At 67.1% G+C, this 17,167-nt stretch carries 15 protein-coding genes; 1 reads left to right on the forward strand and 14 read right to left on the reverse strand.

Annotated features, from left to right (window positions below; translation table 11 throughout):
* Window positions 1-13 precede the first annotated feature (13 nt).
* From U9J39_RS08300 to ppsA, 3 genes are all read right to left on the reverse strand, one after another.
* Window positions 14-946 (reverse strand): SPFH domain-containing protein, encoded by a 933-nt coding sequence (locus tag U9J39_RS08300; protein ID WP_115680358.1) that lies wholly within the window; start codon window positions 944-946, stop codon window positions 14-16.
* Between the two features lie 108 nt (window positions 947-1,054).
* Window positions 1,055-1,489, reverse strand: coding sequence for an NfeD family protein (locus U9J39_RS08305; protein ID WP_115680359.1), 435 nt, complete (start codon window positions 1,487-1,489; stop codon window positions 1,055-1,057).
* Between the two features lie 152 nt (window positions 1,490-1,641).
* A complete protein-coding gene (ppsA, locus tag U9J39_RS08310; protein WP_115709707.1) occupies window positions 1,642-4,026 on the reverse strand; it encodes a phosphoenolpyruvate synthase in 2,385 nt (794 codons plus the stop codon).
* A gap of 406 nt (window positions 4,027-4,432) precedes the next feature.
* Here ppsA and ppsR point away from each other — a divergent pair, with 406 nt between their 5' ends.
* Window positions 4,433-5,236: a posphoenolpyruvate synthetase regulatory kinase/phosphorylase PpsR gene (gene ppsR / locus U9J39_RS08315; protein WP_172581740.1), complete on the forward strand. Its 804-nt coding sequence runs from the start codon at window positions 4,433-4,435 to the stop codon at window positions 5,234-5,236.
* A gap of 57 nt (window positions 5,237-5,293) precedes the next feature.
* Here ppsR and U9J39_RS08320 read toward each other — a convergent pair whose 3' ends face one another.
* From U9J39_RS08320 to U9J39_RS08370, 11 genes are all read right to left on the reverse strand, one after another.
* Window positions 5,294-6,076 carry a TrmH family RNA methyltransferase gene (locus tag U9J39_RS08320; protein ID WP_115709712.1) on the reverse strand — a complete coding sequence of 261 codons (783 nt, stop codon included), beginning with the start codon at window positions 6,074-6,076 and terminating at the stop codon, window positions 5,294-5,296.
* Entirely contained in the window at window positions 6,073-6,846 is a 774-nt protein-coding gene (gene rnhB, locus U9J39_RS08325) for a ribonuclease HII (protein ID WP_115680362.1), read from the reverse strand. The genes U9J39_RS08320 and rnhB overlap by 4 nt, the downstream gene beginning before the upstream one ends.
* A complete protein-coding gene (gene lpxB / locus U9J39_RS08330) occupies window positions 6,846-7,988 on the reverse strand; it encodes a lipid-A-disaccharide synthase (RefSeq protein WP_373429540.1) in 1,143 nt (380 codons plus the stop codon). The genes rnhB and lpxB overlap by 1 nt, the downstream gene beginning before the upstream one ends.
* An 87-nt stretch (window positions 7,989-8,075) precedes the next feature.
* Window positions 8,076-8,879 (reverse strand): acyl-ACP--UDP-N-acetylglucosamine O-acyltransferase, encoded by an 804-nt coding sequence (lpxA, locus tag U9J39_RS08335; RefSeq protein ID WP_111517880.1) that lies wholly within the window; start codon window positions 8,877-8,879, stop codon window positions 8,076-8,078.
* A gap of 145 nt (window positions 8,880-9,024) precedes the next feature.
* Window positions 9,025-9,474, reverse strand: coding sequence for a 3-hydroxyacyl-ACP dehydratase FabZ (gene fabZ / locus U9J39_RS08340; RefSeq protein WP_010809590.1), 450 nt, complete (start codon window positions 9,472-9,474; stop codon window positions 9,025-9,027).
* A 12-nt stretch (window positions 9,475-9,486) separates the two neighbouring features.
* A complete protein-coding gene (gene lpxD, locus U9J39_RS08345; RefSeq protein ID WP_116312657.1) occupies window positions 9,487-10,578 on the reverse strand; it encodes a UDP-3-O-(3-hydroxymyristoyl)glucosamine N-acyltransferase in 1,092 nt (363 codons plus the stop codon).
* Window positions 10,579-10,631: 53 nt separating this feature from the next.
* Window positions 10,632-11,159, reverse strand: a complete 528-nt coding sequence (locus U9J39_RS08350; protein ID WP_115680365.1) for an OmpH family outer membrane protein — start codon at window positions 11,157-11,159, stop codon at window positions 10,632-10,634.
* Between the two features lie 22 nt (window positions 11,160-11,181).
* Window positions 11,182-13,515, reverse strand: coding sequence for an outer membrane protein assembly factor BamA (bamA, locus tag U9J39_RS08355; protein WP_172581741.1), 2,334 nt, complete (start codon window positions 13,513-13,515; stop codon window positions 11,182-11,184).
* 99 nt (window positions 13,516-13,614) lie between these two features.
* Entirely contained in the window at window positions 13,615-15,018 is a 1,404-nt protein-coding gene (gene rseP / locus U9J39_RS08360) for an RIP metalloprotease RseP (protein ID WP_326346904.1), read from the reverse strand.
* A gap of 105 nt (window positions 15,019-15,123) precedes the next feature.
* Window positions 15,124-16,305 (reverse strand): 1-deoxy-D-xylulose-5-phosphate reductoisomerase, encoded by a 1,182-nt coding sequence (gene ispC, locus U9J39_RS08365; RefSeq protein WP_326346905.1) that lies wholly within the window; start codon window positions 16,303-16,305, stop codon window positions 15,124-15,126.
* Window positions 16,306-16,316: 11 nt separating this feature from the next.
* Complete coding sequence (locus U9J39_RS08370) at window positions 16,317-17,138, reverse strand: phosphatidate cytidylyltransferase (protein ID WP_115680369.1); 822 nt, start codon at window positions 17,136-17,138, stop codon at window positions 16,317-16,319.
* Window positions 17,139-17,167: the final 29 nt, after the last annotated feature.

The raw sequence follows: 17,167 nt of genomic DNA on the forward strand, positions 1-17,167 counted from the left end.
GTTCAGCCCTGCTTCAAGCGGCCTTCTGCTGCCCCTTCACGATCTGCAGCGCCGTGGCGATCATGCTGCTCATGTCGCCCATATTGCCCGGCACGATCAGCGTATTGCCCTGCTTGGCCAGGTTGCCGAACGCGGCGACATATTCCTCGGCCACCTTCAGGTTGACCGCATCCATGCCGCCCTCGGTGCGGATCGCATTGCCGATCTTCTGGATTGCCTGCGCATTGGCCTCGGCCACCGCCAGGATCGCGCTGGCCTCGCCCTGGGCCTTGTTGATGGCCGCCTGGCGCTCACCCTCCGACTTCTGGATCGCCGCCTCGCGCGCGCCGGTGGCCAGGTTGATCTGTTCCTGGCGCTTGCCTTCGGAGGCCGCGATCAGCGCGCGCTTTTCACGCTCGGCGGTGATCTGCGCCTGCATCGCATGCAGGATCTCCTTGGGCGGGGTCAGGTCCTTGATCTCATAGCGCAGCACCTTTACGCCCCAGTTGGAGGCAGCTTCGTCCAGCGCATTGACCACGCTGTGGTTGATGAACTCGCGCTCCTCGAAAGTCTTGTCCAGCTCCAGCTTGCCGATCACCGAGCGCAGCGTGGTCTGCGACAGCTGCGTGATCGCGACCACGAAATTGCTCGAGCCATACGACGCCTTCATCGGGTCGGTGACCTGGAAGTACAGCACGCCGTCGACCTGCAGCTGCGTGTTGTCCTTGGTGATGCAGACCTGGCTGGGCACGTCCAGCGGGATTTCCTTGAGCACATGCTTGTAGGCGACGCGGTCGACGAACGGCACCACGATCGACAGCCCGGGAGTCAGGGTCGCGTGATAGCGGCCCAGGCGCTCCAGCACCCAGGCGTGCTGCTGCGGCACGATCTTGATGCCCTTGGCAATCAGCACGATAACGGCGACAAGGATGATCAGCGGCAGCAAACCAAGCTGAAAAGCGAGCATGTAACGACCCTCCAGGCAGAACACATCGGTACGGCGCCGCCGGTCGGCGGCAGGCGGAACACACCGCGGCCGCGGCCGCGATGCGCAAAGGATTCGGAAGACAGGGCTTCAGCGAGGCGACACCACCAGCGTGCTGCCGCGCACCGCGACGATGCGGTAGCGCCCCGGCGCGAGCGCGCGCTCGGGCGGACAATCGGGCGCCAGCTCGACGGTCCAGTCGGCGCCGCGATACGGCACGCGGGCGCGCCGGTTGGCGTCCCACGCCGGTACCTCGAGTTCCTGGCCGATATCGAGGTTGACGTTGGGATCGGCCGCGGCATTGCCGCGCCGCAGCTTGCCGAAGCGGGTGCGGCGCAGCCCGGCGATCAGCACCGCCGCCACCAGCGCCCCGGTCAGGGCCTGCGCCGCGGGCGAGGCGCCAAGCAAGGCCGCCACCCCGGCGGCGGCCAGGCCCACCGCCACCATCAGCAGATAGAAGGTGCCGGTGTTCAGTTCGACGATCACCAGCAGCACCGCCGCCACGAACCAGATGTAGTACGCCATCCAAGCTCCCGTTCGACCACGGATTTCCCGAAAAAGTAAAAACCCCGCAGCGCCATACAGCGTCTGCGGGGCTTTGCAACACCTGACGCAGGGCCGGTGCTTCCGCCGGCTACCCGAAGGGGCCGGCAGTCGTTATTGTGACGTCAAATGCCTCAGGAAGCCAGCTTTTGCCAGGTCTCGACCACCGAGTCCGGGTTCAGCGAGATCGACTTGATGCCTTCCTTGGCCAGCCATGCGGCAAAGTCCGGATGGTCCGAAGGACCCTGGCCGCAGATGCCGACGTACTTGTCCAGGCGGATGCAGGCCGAGATCGCGCGCGACAGCATGAAGCACACCGCCGGGTCGCGCTCGTCGAAGTCCTTGGCCAGCAGCTCCATGCCCGAGTCGCGGTCCAGGCCCAGCGTCAGCTGGGTCAGGTCGTTCGAGCCGATCGAGAAGCCGTCGAAGAATTGCAGGAACTCCTCAGCCAGGATCGCGTTGGACGGCACTTCGCACATCATGATGATGCGCAGGCCGTTCTCGCCGCGCTTCAGGCCATGCTTGGCCAGCAGTTCGATGACCTTCTCGGCCTGGCCCAGCGTGCGCACGAACGGCACCATGATCTCGACGTTGGTCAGGCCCATTTCGTCGCGCACGCGCTTCATGGCCTTGCACTCCATCTCGAAGGCTTCGGCGAAGTCTTCGGCGATGTAGCGCGAGGCGCCGCGGAAGCCCAGCATCGGGTTTTCTTCATCCGGCTCGTAGCGCGAGCCGCCGATCAGCTTCTTGTACTCGTTGGACTTGAAGTCCGACAGGCGCACGATCACGGGCTTCGGGTAGAAGGCCGCGCCGATGGTGGCGATGCCCTCGGCCAGCTTGTCGACGTAGAACGCGCGCGGGCTGGCGTGGCCGCGGGCCACGCTTTCCACGGCCTTCTTCAGGTCGGCGTCGACTTGCGGGTAGTCGAGGATGGCCTTCGGGTGGACGCCGATATTGTTGTTGATGATGAATTCCAGGCGCGCCAGGCCGACGCCGTTGTTCGGGATCTGCGCGAAGTCGAACGCCAGCTGCGGGTTGCCGACGTTCATCATCAGCTTGACGTCGATTTCCGGCATCTCGCCGCGCTGGACCTCGGTCACTTCGGTTTCGAGCAGGCCGTCGTAGATGCGGCCTTCGTCGCCCTCGGCGCACGACACCGTCACCAGCGTGCCGTCCTTGAGCACGTCGGTGGCATCGCCGCAGCCGACCACCGCCGGCACGCCCAGTTCACGCGCGATGATGGCGGCGTGGCAGGTACGGCCGCCACGGTTGGTGACGATCGCGGAGGCGCGCTTCATCACCGGCTCCCAGTTGGGGTCGGTCATGTCGGCCACCAGCACGTCGCCGGGCTGCACGCGTTCCATCTCGGACGGGTCGTTGATCACGCGCACCGGGCCGGTGCCGATCTTCTGGCCGATGGCGCGGCCGCTGGTCAGCACGGGCGCGGTGCCTTTGAGCTTGAAGCGCTGCTCGGCCTTGCCGGCCGACTGGCTCTTCACCGTTTCCGGGCGGGCCTGCAGGATGTAGATCTTGCCGTCCTTGCCGTCCTTGCCCCACTCGATGTCCATCGGGCGGCCATAGTGCTTCTCGATGATCATCGCGTAGCGCGCCAGCTCGGTCACGTCTTCGTCGGTGATCGAGTAGCGGTTGCGCAGTTCGGCGGGCACGTCGACGGTCTTCACGCGGCCGGCTTCGCCCGGCTTGGTGAATTCCATCTTGATCAGCTTGGAGCCGATCGAGCGGCGGATGATCGGGTACTTGCCGGCTTGCAGCGTCGGCTTGAACACGTAGAACTCGTCCGGGTTGACCGCGCCCTGCACCACCGTTTCGCCCAGGCCATAGCTGGAGGTGATGAAGACCACGTCGGGGAAGCCGGACTCGGTGTCGATGGTGAACATCACGCCGGAGGCGGCCAGGTCCGAGCGGACCATGCGCTGGATGCCGGCGGACAGCGCCACCACGTCGTGGGCAAAGCCCTTGTGCACGCGGTAGGAGATGGCGCGGTCGTTGTACAGCGAGGCGAACACGTGCTTGATCTTGTCGAGCACGTCGTCGATGCCGCTGACGTTCAGGTAGGACTCCTGCTGGCCGGCGAAGGAGGCGTCGGGCAGGTCTTCGGCCGTGGCCGACGAACGCACCGCGAACGAGGCCTCGGCGCCTTCGCGCTCGGCCACGCGGGCATAGAACTCGCGGATTTCCTGTTCCAGGCGCGGCTGGAACGGTGCGGAGGCGACCCAGTCGCGGATCTCGGCACCGGCTTCGGCCAGGGCCTTGACGTCGTCGACGTTCAGGGTCTTCAGGCGCTGCGAGATGCGCTCGGTCAGGTTGTTGTGGGCGAGGAAGTCGCGGAAGGCGAGCGCGGTGGTGGCAAAGCCGCCCGGAACGCGGACGCCGGCTTCGGCCAGCTGGGAGATCATCTCGCCCAGCGACGAATTCTTGCCGCCGACGATTTCCACGTCAGCCATGCGCAACTGCTCGAACGGCAGCACATAGGCGCCGTTATCTGCCTGGTTAGTCATGAGAGCCTCAAAACAAAGTAGAAAACTGGTTGCGCATGCCCGGTATGTTGTTGATGTTCTGTTCCCGGACGGATCGCTTGGCTAAGCAACCCCGAACTGGCGCTGCGGACCTGGCGCTACGGCTCTCATCGCGTAGCGCGCATTGTCGACAATTCCGGGCGCGGTTTGTGGCGTGGGCATGTTGCGCAGCCGGCCACCCTATGGAATTGCTTAGCGAAAAGATCGCCGCTATTCTACCGTGCTGCGCCGCACTTTTCTGCGGAAGATTCAATCTATTTATTCCACCCTCCCCATGTCCCAGCCAGAAGCGCCCGGAACGGCGACACCCGGGTCCACGCCTGGAACGCAAGCCGCAACCCCTGCGGCGCCCACGCCCCAGGCGGCCGAGCGCCCCGCGGTGCGCACCGTGTTTATCGTCTCGGATGGCACCGGCATCACCGCCGAGACCTTCAGCCATTCCATCCTGGCCCAGTTCGAAATGCGCTTCCGCAAGGTGCGCATGCCCTTCGTCGATACCCCGGAAAAGGCACATATCGCCGTCGGCAAGATCAACGAGGCGTTCCACAACGAGGGCGTGCCGCCGATCGTCTTCACCACGCTGGTCAACCAGGAAGCGAACAAGGCACTGCGCCGCGCCAAGGCGATGATCCTGGACATGTTCCAGACCTTTATCGAGCCGCTCGAAAAGGAACTTGGCCTGAAGTCCACCCACGCCATCGGCCGCTTCCACCAGAACGCGGACACCGAGGCCTACAAGAACCGGATCGAGGCGATCAACTTCTCGCTGGCGCATGATGACGGCCAGTCACACAAGAACCTGGAAGAAGCCGACGTGATCCTGGTGGGCGTGTCGCGCAGCGGCAAGACCCCGACCAGCCTCTACCTGGCGATGCAGTACGGGCTGAAGGCGGCAAACTATCCGCTGATTCCCGACGACTTCGAGCGCGGCAGGCTGCCGTCGGCGCTGTATGCGTTCAAGTCAAAGATCTTCGGCCTGTCGATCGACCCGCAGCGCCTGACCGAGATCCGCAACGAGCGCCGCCCGGGCAGCAAGTACGCCGCGCTGGAAAACTGCCGCTACGAGGTCAACGAGGCCGAGGCGATGATGCGCCGCGAAGGCATCAAGTGGCTGTCGTCGACGCACAAGTCGATCGAAGAGATCGCGACCACGATCCTGCAGGAGATCAAGGTCGACCGCGACAACTACTGAAGCAGGAAAAGAAAAGCGGCCGCCCGGGCCGCTTTTTTTGTGGCCGCGCCGGCGCGGTCAGCCGGCGCGCCGCTGGCGCACCGCCTCGAACAGGCAGATCGCCGTTGCCGCGGCCACGTTCAGCGACTCCATCCCGCCCGGTTGCGGAATGCCGACCTTGCGCGTGACATGCGCCATCCAGCCCTCGCTGACCCCTGCCCCTTCGTTGCCGACCACCCACGCCACCGGTGCGCGCAGGTCGGTATCGAACACCGCGGCCTCGGCGTGCGACGAGGTCGCCAGCAGCGGTATCGCCAGCCGCGGCGCCAGGGACTCGAGCGTGCAATGCTCGACGATATTCAGGTGGAAGTTCGCACCCATGCCGGCGCGCAGGGTCTTGACCGACCACGCGAAGGCGCAGCCGGTGGCGAGGAAGGCGTCGCGGATGCCCGCCGCCGCCGCGCTGCGCAGGATCGAGCCGACATTGCCCGCGTCCTGCACCCCGTCCAGGATGATGCAGTCCTGCTCGATGCGCGCCGGCAGGTGGCCCGCCGGGGTCTCGATCACCAGCATCAGGTCGATGCCGTTGACCACGCCGCTGATCTGCGTGAACAGCGCATCGGCCAGCACCACCACGCGCTCGCTGTCCATCTGGGCCAGCAGCGGCGCCACTTCGGCGTGGTCGTAGTGGCGCTCCGACACCAGGCAGGTCACGGGCTGGCCGCGCGCGGCCACGTAGGCCTGCGCCAGGTGCACGCCGTCGAGCAGCGACTGGCCGGCCTTGCGGCGCTGGTGCGTGGAACCGGCAAGCGCCTTCAGGTGCTTGAACAGCGCGTTGTCGCGCGAGGTGACGTGCTTCACGATGCTTCGGGTGGCAGGAAGGTGCCGAACTGGGTGGCGGCTTCGGTCGCGGCACCGGCGAGGATGCCGGCGTCCGCGACCGCAATGTCGTCGGTCACCGGCGCGGCGGCGACCATGGCGGTAAACAGCGGCCGCTGCGCCAGCGCCTCGCGCACCGGCGCGAACGAGCGGCGATGGTGCGGGGTCGCGCCGAATTCGGCCAGCGCCGCCATATGCTGCGGCGTGCCGTAGCCCACGTGCGAATCGAAGCCGTATTGCGGGTAGGCCGCGTGCAGTTCCATCAGGGCGCGGTCGCGCGCCACCTTGGCCAGGATCGAGGCGGCCGAGATCGCCTTGACCAGCGCATCGCCCTTGACGATGGCTTCGACCGGGTACGCGACCTGCGGGCAGCGGTTGCCGTCGACCTGCACCAGGTCCGGCACCACGCCGCTGGCGGCCAGGCCCTGCACGGCCCGCTGCATCGCCAGCATGCTGGCGTGCAGGATATTGATCGTATCGATTTCCTCGACCGTGGCGAAGGCGATATGCCAGCCCAGCGCGCGCTCGCAGATCTTCTCGTACAGCGCCTCGCGCTTGGCCGCGGTCAGGATCTTGGAGTCGGCCAGGCCACGGATCGGGCGTTTCGGGTCCAGTACCACCGCGGCGGCATAGACCGGCCCCGCGAGCGGGCCGCGGCCCGCCTCGTCGACGCCGCACAGGCGCTGGATGGCGCCGGCAGCCGGCGCCAGGTCCAGTCCCAGCTGCGGTGATGCGGCATTGCGCCGTGCCATCAGACGGTCCCCCGGCTGCGCATCAGGTCGACCACGACATCGGCCGCCAGTTGCGCGGTGTTGCACTTGAGCGTCTCGTGCATGCGCGTGAAATGCTCGTACAGGAAGGCGGTATTGCCCTCGTCGTTGAGCTGCAGCAGGGTCTCGCGCGCCAGCGCCTCGGGCGTGGCGTCGTCCTGCAGCAGCTCGGGCACGACAAAGCGCCCTGAAAGGATATTAGGCAATCCCACGTAGGGCAGATAACCCTGGCGCTTCATGATCTGCGCGGTCAGCCAGGGCACCTTGTACGAGATCACCATCGGCTTCTTGTACAGCGCCGCCTCGAGCGTGGCGGTGCCGCTCGCCAGCAGCACCACGTCGGCGGCTTCCATGGCCTGGTGCGACTTGCCGTCGACAATGGTGAGGCACAGTTCCGGATGCTGTTGGTGCAGGTCTTCGACGATGGCGCGCAGCGGCGCGCTCGCCGCCGGCAGCACGAACGCCAGCTTCGGGTCCATGCGCTGCATGCGAGCCATCGCGGCGAAAAAGGTGGCGCCGAGATTGCGCACCTCGGACTGGCGGCTGCCCGGCAGCACCGCCACCACGCGGTGCCCGGGCGGCAGCTTGAGCGCCGCGCGCGCGCCGGCGACGTCGGGCACCATCGGGATCACGTCGGCGAGCGGATGGCCCACGTAGGTGGCCGGAATGCCGGCCCTGGCGTAGATCTCGGGCTCGAACGGGAACAGGCACAGGATGTGGTCGACCGCGCGCGCGATGGTGCGGATGCGCCCGCCGCGCCAGGCCCAGATCGACGGGCTGACGAAATGCACCACCGGGATGCCGGCGCGGCGCAACGGCACTTCCAGGCCGAAATTGAAGTCCGGCGCATCGACCCCGATAAAGCACAGCGGCGGCTCCGCCAGCAGCCATTCGCGCACCGCGCGCCGCGTGGCAAGGATCTCGCGCAGCGAGCCCAGCACCTCGACATAGCCGTTGACCGACAGCGTTTCCATCGGCCAGCGCGAGACGAAGCCCTGCGCCATCATGCGCTTGCCGCCGATGCCGGCGTAGTCGACCGCCTCGCCGGTCTCGGCCAGGCGGGCCTGCAGCCCGCCCATCATCAGCGAAGCCAGCAGATCGCCCGAGGCCTCGCCGGCCACCATGGCGATGGTGCCGCGCTTGCCCGCGGCGCTGCCGTTGCCCGCGGGCAGGTCCTTCCGAATCGCGGCGTCAGCCATGTGAGACCGGTCTCAGCGCACGATGCCGCGCTGGGTGGCGGCAAGGAAGTCGACAAAGGCCTGCAGCGGCGCCGCGGTGCCGGCATCCACCTGCGCCAGCAATGCGGAAATCTCGTTGCGCGCCTCGTCGAAGCTGAGGTCGGACTTGTAAAGCAGCTTGTAGGCCTGGCGCAGCGCGGCGATCTGGCCGGCATCGAAGCCGCGGCGGCGCAGCCCTTCGACATTGATGCCGTGCGGCGTGGCCTTGTTGCCGCTCTTGTCGCTGGCCGCGATCACGAACGGGGGCACGTCCTGCACCAGCGCCGAGGCGCCGCCCAGCATCGCATGGGCGCCGATGCGCACGAACTGGTGCACGCCGCTCATGCCGCCCAGGATGGCCCAGTCGCCCACCTCGACGTGGCCGGCGATCTGCGCGTTGCTGGAGAACACGGTGTGGTTGCCGACCATGCAGTCATGGGCGATATGGACGTAGGCCATGATCCAGTTGTCGTTGCCGATGCTGGTCAGGCCGCGGTCCTGCACCGTGCCGGTGTGGATCGTGGTGAATTCGCGGATGGTGTTGCGGTCGCCGATCTCGAGCCGGGTCGGCTCGTTGCGGTACTTCATGTCCTGCGGCACGCCGCCGACCGAGGCATAGGGGCCGATGGTGTTGCCCGCGCCGATCGTGGTATGGCCCTCGACCGTCGTATGCGAGCCGATCCGGGTGCCGCTGCCGATCCGCACGTTGGGGCCGACGATCGAGAACGGGCCGACGCTGACGTCGGCGGCCAGTTCTGCCTTCGGGTCGACCAGTGCGGTGGGGTGGATTTGCGTCATGCGTACTGTCCTGTGATGGGTCTGGTGGAGGATGGGCCAATGCGCCGGGCAAAGGTTCCCGTCCGGGCCGTGCGCCCCCGCGGCGCGAGTGGGCGCGGAGGATGCGGCAGTCAGCCCGCGGCAGCGCCGCGGGCCGCGGGCGGCCTCACTCGGCCTGCTTCACGGTGCACATCAGCTCCGCCTCGCAGGCCACCTTGTCGTCGACCGTGGCGAACGCCTTGAACTTCCAGATGCCGCGGATATAGCGCTCGACCGTCACGTTCATGTGCAGCTGGTCGCCGGGGTACACCACCTGCTTGAAGCGGGCGCCGTCGATGCCGACAAAGTAGTACAGCGCCCCTTCCTTGCGCTCCATGTCGGCGCCGAAGGTCAGCAGGCCGGCCGACTGCGCCAGCGCTTCCAGGATCATCACGCCCGGCATCACCGGCTGCTCGGGGAAATGGCCCTGGAAGTACGGCTCGTTGATGGTGACGTTCTTCAGGGTCTTGATCCGCTTCTGCGCCTCGAACTCCAGCACGCGGTCGACCAGCAGGAACGGGTACCGGTGCGGCAGCAGCTTGAGGATCTTGCGGATATCGATTTCGGCCGCGCTCATGATGATTTCTCTTTAGTCTTGTGAGGGTTGGGACCCGGCGGCCTGGCCGCGCAGGCGGCGCTCCAGCGCCACCACCCGTTCGCGCAGCTTGCTCAGGCCGCGCACGATGGCTGCATTGCGCTCCCACTCGCCGTGCGGCAAGAACGGGAACACGCTGGTGAAATGGCCGCCGGGCTTGGTAATGGATTTGGTGATCGAGGTGCCGCCCGACACCGTGGTGCGGTCGGCAATGGTCAGGTGGCCGGCAAAGTTGGCGGCGCCGCCGATCACGCAGAAGCGCCCGATGCGGGTGCTGCCCGACACCGCGGCGCAGCCAGCGATGACCGTATGCGCTCCGACCCGCACGTTGTGCGCGATCTGGACCTGGTTGTCGATCTTGCAGCCGTCCTCGATCACGGTGTCGGCCATGGCGCCGCGGTCGATCGCGGTATTGGCGCCGACCTCGACGTCCTGGCCCAGCACCGCGCGTCCGGTCTGCGGGATCTTCACGTATTCGACGCCGGTCGCGCTGATGTCCGGCGCGAAGCCGAAGCCGTCGGCGCCGATCACCACACCGCTGTGCAGGATGGCGCGGGCGCCGACCACGCAGTGGTGGTAGACCGAGACATTGGCGTAGAGCAGTGAATCGTCGCCGATCTGCGCATGCGCGCCGACATAGCCGTTGGCCAGGATGCGCACGCGCTCGCCCAGGCGCGCGCCGGCTTCGATGACCACGTTGGGGCCGATGTAGCACGAGGCCGGCACCACCGCGTCGGGCGCCACGGTGGCGCGCGCGTCGATGCCGGTGCGCGCGTCGGTATTGGCGGCACGGTCGAAACGCTGCGCCACGCGGGCAAAGCATACGTAGGGATTGCGCGCCACCAGCCAGTTGCGGCCGTCGGCCTTGCCTTCGGCGCGCACGCGCTCGAGGTCGGCGGCCGAGACGATCACGGCGCCGGCCCTGGCATCCAGCGCCTGCTGCAGGTAGAGCGGATTGGACAGGAACGAGAGCTCGCCCGGTCCGGCCTGGTCCAGGGGGGCCAGGCCGGTGATCGCCAGGTCGGGGTCACCCACAACCTGCGCGCCGTTCTCGGTGGCGAGCTGACCCAGTGTGGGTGTCTGCATGGCGGTACTTCCTGATGAAAGAACGAAGGAACGAACGACGAAGCGGCGCAGGCTTACTTGCCGCCGGCGTTCAGCACCTTCATCACGTCGTCGGTGATATCGATGCGCGGATTCACGTACACGGCTTCCTGCACGATCAGGTCGTACTTGCGCTGTTCGGCAAGCTGACGGATCACGCGGTTGGCGCGTTCCAGCACCTGGGCCAGCTCCTCGTTGCGGCGCTGGTTCAGGTCCTCGCGGAATTCGCGCTGCTTGCGCTGGAACTCGCGGTCCAGGTCAGCCACTTCGCGCTGGCGGCGCTGGCGGTCGGAATCGGCCAGCACGGCCGTGTCCTTGTCCAGCTTGTCGGCCATGCCCTTGATCTTCTGGGCCATGTCCTGCAATTCGCGGTCGCGCTTGGAGAACTCCTGCTCCAGCTTGACCTGGGCCGCCTTGGCCGGCTGCGAATCACGCAGGATGCGCTCGGAATTGACCGCGGCGATGCGCGCTTCCTGGGCCGAGGCCGGCAGCGCGGCACAGAGCGCCGCGCCGGCGAGCGCGGCGGCGCCCAGGGACTTGACCAGTTTGGATGTTGTAGTCATGAAAACAGATCCTTTTTCAGAATCAGAATGCCGTGCCGATCTGGAACTGGAAGCGCTGGACCTTGTCGTTGGTGTCGCGCCTGAGCGGGAAGCCCATGCTGAGCTTCAGCGGCCCGATCGGCGACAGCCACGACATGCCGAAGCCGGTCGAGTACTTCAGCTCGCTGAAGCTCAGCGGCTCGCCTTCCTGATAGACGTTACCGAAGTCGAAGAAGGTGAACAGGCGCAGCGTGCGGTCCACGCCCGAGCCCGGCAGCGGGAAGATGAACTCGATGTTGCCGATCATCTTGGAGGCGCCGCCCACCGGGTTGCCGTTCTGGTCCTTCGGGCCCAGCGTGCTGGTCTGGTAGCCGCGCACCGAGCCGATACCGCCGGCGTAGAAGTACTTGAACACCGGGAACGGCGTGTTGCCATAGCCGTGGCCGTAGGCGACCTCGCCGTTCAGTGCCAGCGTGAAGGCCTTCGAGATCGGGTAGAAGTACTGCTGCTGCACGCTGGCGCGGTAGTACTGCGTATCGCCGCCCGGCAGGCCGACTTCGAGGTTGGCCTGGGTGTACGGCCCCTTGGTCGGGACCAGTGCGCTGTCGCGGCGGTCACGTGCCCAGCCGATCGTGAACGGGAAGTTGTTGATGCCGTCGCCGGAGCTCTTGCCGATCTGGTTCAGCCAGTTCGTGTACTGGGTCGGCGTGTTGACCGAGGTGTACACCTGGGTGCGTTCGTAGCCGATGCCGAAGAACACGGTATCGACTTCCGAGAACGGCACGCCGAACTTGAAGCCGCCGCCGGCCGAGACGATCTTGTAGTCCTGGTCGCCGGTGTAGTACAGCGGGCGCGAGGTACGGTAGTAGATATCGGTCGAGCGGCTGATGCCGTCCACCGTGAAGTACGGGTCGTACTGCGTCAGCGCGATGGTGCGGAACGACTTGGCGGTGTTCACGTCCAGGCCCAGGCTGGTACCCGAGCCGAACACGTTGTCCTGGCGCAGGCCGGCCTGCAGCACCAGCTTGTCGGTCGACGAGAAGCCCACGCCCAGGCTGATCTGGCCGGTCGGCTTTTCGGTCACGTTGACGTTCACATCGACCTGGTCGGGCGCGCCGGGCACGTCCTCGGTGGTGATGTTGGTGTCGGTGAAGTAGCCGGTTCGGTTGATGCGCGCCTGCGACTGCTGCAGCTTTTCGCTGTCGAACCAAGAGCTTTCCATCTGGCGCATCTCGCGCCGCACCACTTCGTCACGGGTCTTGCTGTTGCCGACCACGTTGACGCGGCGCACGTAGACGCGGCGGCCCGGATCGACCATCAGGGTCAGCGCGACTTCGCGCTTTTCCTTGTCGATCTGCGGCTGCGGGTTGATGGTGGTGAACGCGTAGCCATAGGTGCCGAGCAGGTCGGTAATGGCCTTGGTGCTCTGCGTCAGCTTCTCGGACGAGAAAATATCGCCCTTCTTCAGCTGCAGCAGCTTTTCCATTTCCTCCTGCTTGCCCAGCAGCTCGCCGGCCAGGCGCACGTCGGAAACCTTGTACTGCTCGCCTTCCTTGATGTTCAGCGTCAGGAAGATGTCTTTCTTGTCGGGCGTGATCGAGACCTGGGTCGATTCGATGGCGAATTCCAGGTAGCCGCGGTTCAGGTAGTACGAGCGCAGCGCCTCCAGGTCGGCGGTCAGCTTCTGCTTCGAGTACAGGTCGTTCTTGGTGTACCACGACAGCCAGTTCGGCGTGGACAGCTGCATCTCGTCGCGCAGCGTGCTTTCCTTGAAGGCCTTGTTGCCGACGATATTGATCTGGCGGATCTTGGCGACCGGGCCCTCGTCGACGTTGAACACCACCGAGACGCGGTTGCGGTCCACCGGCGTGATGGTGGTCTGTACATCGGCGGCATAGTAGCCGCGCGCAACGTACTGGCGCTTGAGTTCCTGCTCGGCCTTGTCGATCAGGGCCTTGTCGTAGTAGCGGGCCTCGGCCACGCCGACCGCGCGCAGCGAGCGGCGCAGCGTGTCCTTGTCGAATTCCTTGATGCCGACGAACTCGAGCTGCGAGATGGCCGGACGCTCTTCGACCTGCACCACCAGCACGCCTTCCTCGGCGCGGATCTGCACGTCCTTGAAGAAGCCGGTATTGTAGAGGGCACGGATGGCATCGGCACCCTTGTCATCGGTGAAGGTTTCACCGACGCGCACCGGCAGGTAGCCAAACACGGTACCCGGTTCGACGCGTTGCAGTCCCTCAACGCGGATGTCCCTGACGACGAACGGATCGGCAGCCCAGCCCGCCGGGCTCCAGGCTGCAATAACGGCACTCGCCAGCAAACCCAGCGAAATGCGCTTATGTCTGATCAATGTTGATCCCCTCTTTGATTCCATCCAGGATTGCGCTCCGATGCCTCATTGGACTGCGCCTGGCAAATGGCGTCCCCGGCGACGGTGTCCGACGACACCACCACCCCTTGCCGACACACGTTTCTAGCCGTTCGCCAGAAACATTCGGCTGACGTCATTGAACAAAGCGAGCGAAGTCAGGAGCAAGATGCAAGCGATGCCAACCTTCTGCAGCATTGCCTGCCAGTGGTCTGGGACGGGCCGGCCAGTCAAAAATTCCACGCAATAATACAGCAAATGCCCCCCATCCAGAACCGGAATGGGTAACAAATTGAGTACGCCAAGACTAACGCTGACCAGCGCCAGGAAGCTGACAAAGGCCTGTATGCCGAGGTTTGCGGCACGTCCGGCGTAGTCCGCCACGGTCAGCGGACCGCTCAGGTTCTGCAGCGAAGCCTGCCCCACCAGCATCTTGCCCAGCAGCTTGAGCGACAGCGCGCTGGTATCCCAGACCTGCCCCACCGCGCGTGCCAGCGCCTGGTCCGGCCGGTAGCGCACGGTCTCCATCTGCACCGCCTGGCTCAGCGCCGCGCCCAGCTTGCCCGCGGGCGCGGGCGCGGCGCCGCTGGCATCCGTGGCGCCATCGCGCGCCGCGGCGGTGTCGAGCGTGACCGGCACCTCCAGGCGCTGGCCGTCGCGCTCGATGCCCAGCGTCACGGCCTGGCCCGGCTGGCTGCGCACCGCCTTGATCAGCGCGCTGGCCTGCGTCAGCGGGCTGCCCTGCCAGGCCACGATGCGGTCGCCCTTGCGCAGGCCGGCGCGTTCGGCGGCCGAATCGGGCAGCACCTCGGTGATCGTCACCGGCCCGCCCTTCAGGTTCAGGCCGAGCGTGGCGAGCGGATCCTGCTCGGGATTGCCGCCGGTATTGGGCAGGCGCGGCAGCGTGACGTCGCGCTCGGCGCCGTCGGCGCCGCGCAGGCGCAGCACCGCGCGCGCATCGCCGAAGCCTTCGGCAAACACCGCCATGCGCAGGTCGTTCCAGGAGCGCACCGGCTCGGTGTGGCCGTTGGCGGTCAGCGACAGCACCCGGTCGCCCTCGCGCACGCCGGCCTGCGCCGCCATGGTGCCGGCCGCGGGCGCCGCCACCACCGGCACGGGCTCGCGCATGCCGCCGGCGAACAGCGCGAAATACAGCACGATCGCCAGCGCGAAGTTGGCCAGCGGGCCGGCCGCGACGATGGCGAAGCGCTTGCCCACCGGCTGGCGGTTGAAGGCACGCGGCAGGTCGGCGGGGTCGATGGGAGTGTCGCGCGCGGGATCGAGCTCGCGCTCGTCGAGCATCTTGACGTAGCCGCCCAGCGGGATCATCGCCACCGTCCACTCGGTGCGGTCGCGGCTCTTCGAGATCCAGCGCAGCAGCGGCCGCCCGAAGCCAATGGAAAAACGCAGCACCTTCACGCCGCAGGCGCGCGCGGCCAGGTAGTGGCCCATTTCGTGCACGTAGATCAGCACGCACAGGGCAACGATGAAAGCGAGTACGGTTTGCATGGTGCGGGGACGTCGGTAAGGTCGCTGGGGCCGGCCCGCGCGGTCCCCGGGGGACCGGCCGGCGCAGCCGCTATTGTCGCAGATGCGGCAGACCGGCCCGCCGGATCAGCGGGCCGCGGCGCGCGCGGTGACGCCGGCCCTGGCCGCCTCGCGCGCCAGCGCGTCGGCCGAGAGCACGGCCTCGAGCGTATCGGCGGGCCCGTTCGGTGCTTCCTCAAGCACCTCGCGCACGATGCCGGCGATATCGGTAAAGCGCACCTGGCCGGCGAGGAATGCCTCGACCGCCACTTCATTGGCCGCATTGAGCACCGCCGGCGCCACCCCCGCCGCGCGCAGCGCGTCGAAAGCCAGCCCCAGGCACGGGAACCGCGCCAGGTCCGGCTTCTCGAAATGCAGACCGCCGGCAAGGGTCAGGTCGAGCGGGGTCACGCCCGCGTCGATCCGTTCCGGATAGGCCAGGCCATAGGCGATCGGCGTGCGCATGTCCGGATTGCCCAGCTGCGCCAGCACCGAGCCATCGGCGTAGGCCACCATCGAATGCACGATGCTCTGCGGGTGGATCAGCACCTCGATGCGCTCGGCCGGGGCGCCGAACAGCCAGTGTGCCTCGATCACCTCGAGGCCCTTGTTCATCATGGTGGCGGAGTCGACCGAGATCTTGCGCCCCATGACCCAGTTGGGATGGGCGCAGGCCTGGTCGGGCGAGATATCGTGCAGCGTGGCCGGGTCGCGCGTGCGGAACGGCCCACCCGACGCGGTCAGCAGCACCTTGGCCACGCCGCGGCCGTAGCGCGGGTCGTCGGCGGGCAGGCACTGGAAGATGGCGTTGTGCTCGCTGTCGATCGGCAGCAGCGTGGCGCCGTGCTCGCGCACCGCGTCCATGAAGATGCGTCCGGACATGACCAGGGCTTCCTTGTTGGCCAGCAGCACGCGCTTGCCCGCGCGCGCCGCCGCCAGCGTCGGACGCAGGCCCGCCGCGCCGACGATGGCGGCCATCACCGCATCGGTCTGGGCATCGGCGGCGATGGATTCGAGCGCGGCTTCGCCGTAGCCGACCTCGGTGGCCACGCCGGCAGCGCGCAGCAGCGTTTCCAGCTCGCGCGCCGCCTCGGCCGTTCCCACCACGGCGCGTGCCGGGCGGAACTCGATGCACTGGTCGGCCAGCTTGCGCACCTGCCGATGGGCGCTGAGCGCATGCGCGGCGTAACGGCCGGGATGGCGCCGGATTACGTCGAGCGTGCTTTCTCCGATGGAGCCGGTGGCGCCCAGGATGGTGATGCGATGCATAGCAGACGGCTTCAGAGAAAAATCAGCATCAGGGCCGCCAGCGGGAACACCGGCAGCAAGGCGTCGATGCGGTCCAGCACGCCGCCATGGCCGGGCAGCAGCCGGCTGCTGTCCTTCTTGCCGACCTGGCGCTTGAGCAGGGATTCGAACAGGTCGCCCACCACGCTGGCCGCGACCAGCAGCGTGGTCAGCACGGCGACATAACCCAAACCGCCGCGATCGCCCATCGCCGAGAACCAGGTCGGGGCAAAGGCGTGGGTGGCCGCCAGCGCGAGGCCGATCACCAGCGCCAGCACCCAGCCGCCGATGGCGCCCTCCCACGACTTGCCCGGGCTGATGCCGGGCGCCAGCTTGCGCCGGCCGATCGCCTTGCCGGTGAAATACGCGCCGATATCGGCGGCCCATACCAGCACCGCGGCGGTCAGCAGCACGCCGATTCCGGCGCCGCGCAGGATCATGGTGGCATGGACGAACGCGGGCAGCATCACCAGCCCCAGCACCGCGCCCAGCGCGGTGAAGGCCGGGGTGGCGGTGCGCACGCCGCGCGCCAGCAGCAGCACGGCCACGCCCCAGCACACCACCGCGGCCTCGAGCAGCCAGGTGGTGGCGTGGCGCAGCGGCAGGTCATGCCAGGTAATGGTGGCGATCAGGCAGGCCAGCGCATAGACATAGGGCCACGGCCCGCGCAGTCCGATCAGGCGACCGAATTCCCAGCCGGCCAGCAGCACGATCACGCCGAGCAGTCCCGCCAGGCCCGCCGGCGGCGCCAGGAACAGGATTGGAAGGATCAGCAGCAACAGGCACAGGGCGGTGATGACGCGGGTGAGGAGCATGCGCTGCGGTCCCGTGAAGAGTTGGAGTG

The sequence above is a fragment of the Cupriavidus sp. SS-3 genome (assembly GCF_035818815.1).
Taxonomy (GTDB): Bacteria; Pseudomonadota; Gammaproteobacteria; order Burkholderiales; family Burkholderiaceae; genus Cupriavidus; species Cupriavidus taiwanensis_C.

What these genes read in the sequence shown, in the direction of transcription:
- lpxD (WP_116312657.1), bottom strand. Translation starts at nt 10,578, where the DNA reads ATGCAGACACCCACACTGGGTCAGCTCGCCACCGAGAACGGCGCGCAG.
- bamA (WP_172581741.1), bottom strand. Translation starts at nt 13,515, where the DNA reads ATGGAATCAAAGAGGGGATCAACATTGATCAGACATAAGCGCATTTCG.
- fabZ (WP_010809590.1), bottom strand. Translation starts at nt 9,474, where the DNA reads ATGAGCGCGGCCGAAATCGATATCCGCAAGATCCTCAAGCTGCTGCCG.
- rnhB (WP_115680362.1), bottom strand. Translation starts at nt 6,846, where the DNA reads ATGGCACGGCGCAATGCCGCATCACCGCAGCTGGGACTGGACCTGGCG.
- U9J39_RS08370 (WP_115680369.1), bottom strand. Translation starts at nt 17,138, where the DNA reads ATGCTCCTCACCCGCGTCATCACCGCCCTGTGCCTGTTGCTGCTGATC.
- U9J39_RS08350 (WP_115680365.1), bottom strand. Translation starts at nt 11,159, where the DNA reads ATGACTACAACATCCAAACTGGTCAAGTCCCTGGGCGCCGCCGCGCTC.
- ppsA (WP_115709707.1), bottom strand. Translation starts at nt 4,026, where the DNA reads ATGACTAACCAGGCAGATAACGGCGCCTATGTGCTGCCGTTCGAGCAG.
- ispC (WP_326346905.1), bottom strand. Translation starts at nt 16,305, where the DNA reads ATGCATCGCATCACCATCCTGGGCGCCACCGGCTCCATCGGAGAAAGC.
- U9J39_RS08300 (WP_115680358.1), bottom strand. Translation starts at nt 946, where the DNA reads ATGCTCGCTTTTCAGCTTGGTTTGCTGCCGCTGATCATCCTTGTCGCC.
- lpxA (WP_111517880.1), bottom strand. Translation starts at nt 8,879, where the DNA reads ATGACGCAAATCCACCCCACCGCACTGGTCGACCCGAAGGCAGAACTG.
- U9J39_RS08305 (WP_115680359.1), bottom strand. Translation starts at nt 1,489, where the DNA reads ATGGCGTACTACATCTGGTTCGTGGCGGCGGTGCTGCTGGTGATCGTC.
- lpxB (WP_373429540.1), bottom strand. Translation starts at nt 7,988, where the DNA reads ATGGTGGCCGGCGAGGCCTCGGGCGATCTGCTGGCTTCGCTGATGATG.
- rseP (WP_326346904.1), bottom strand. Translation starts at nt 15,018, where the DNA reads ATGCAAACCGTACTCGCTTTCATCGTTGCCCTGTGCGTGCTGATCTAC.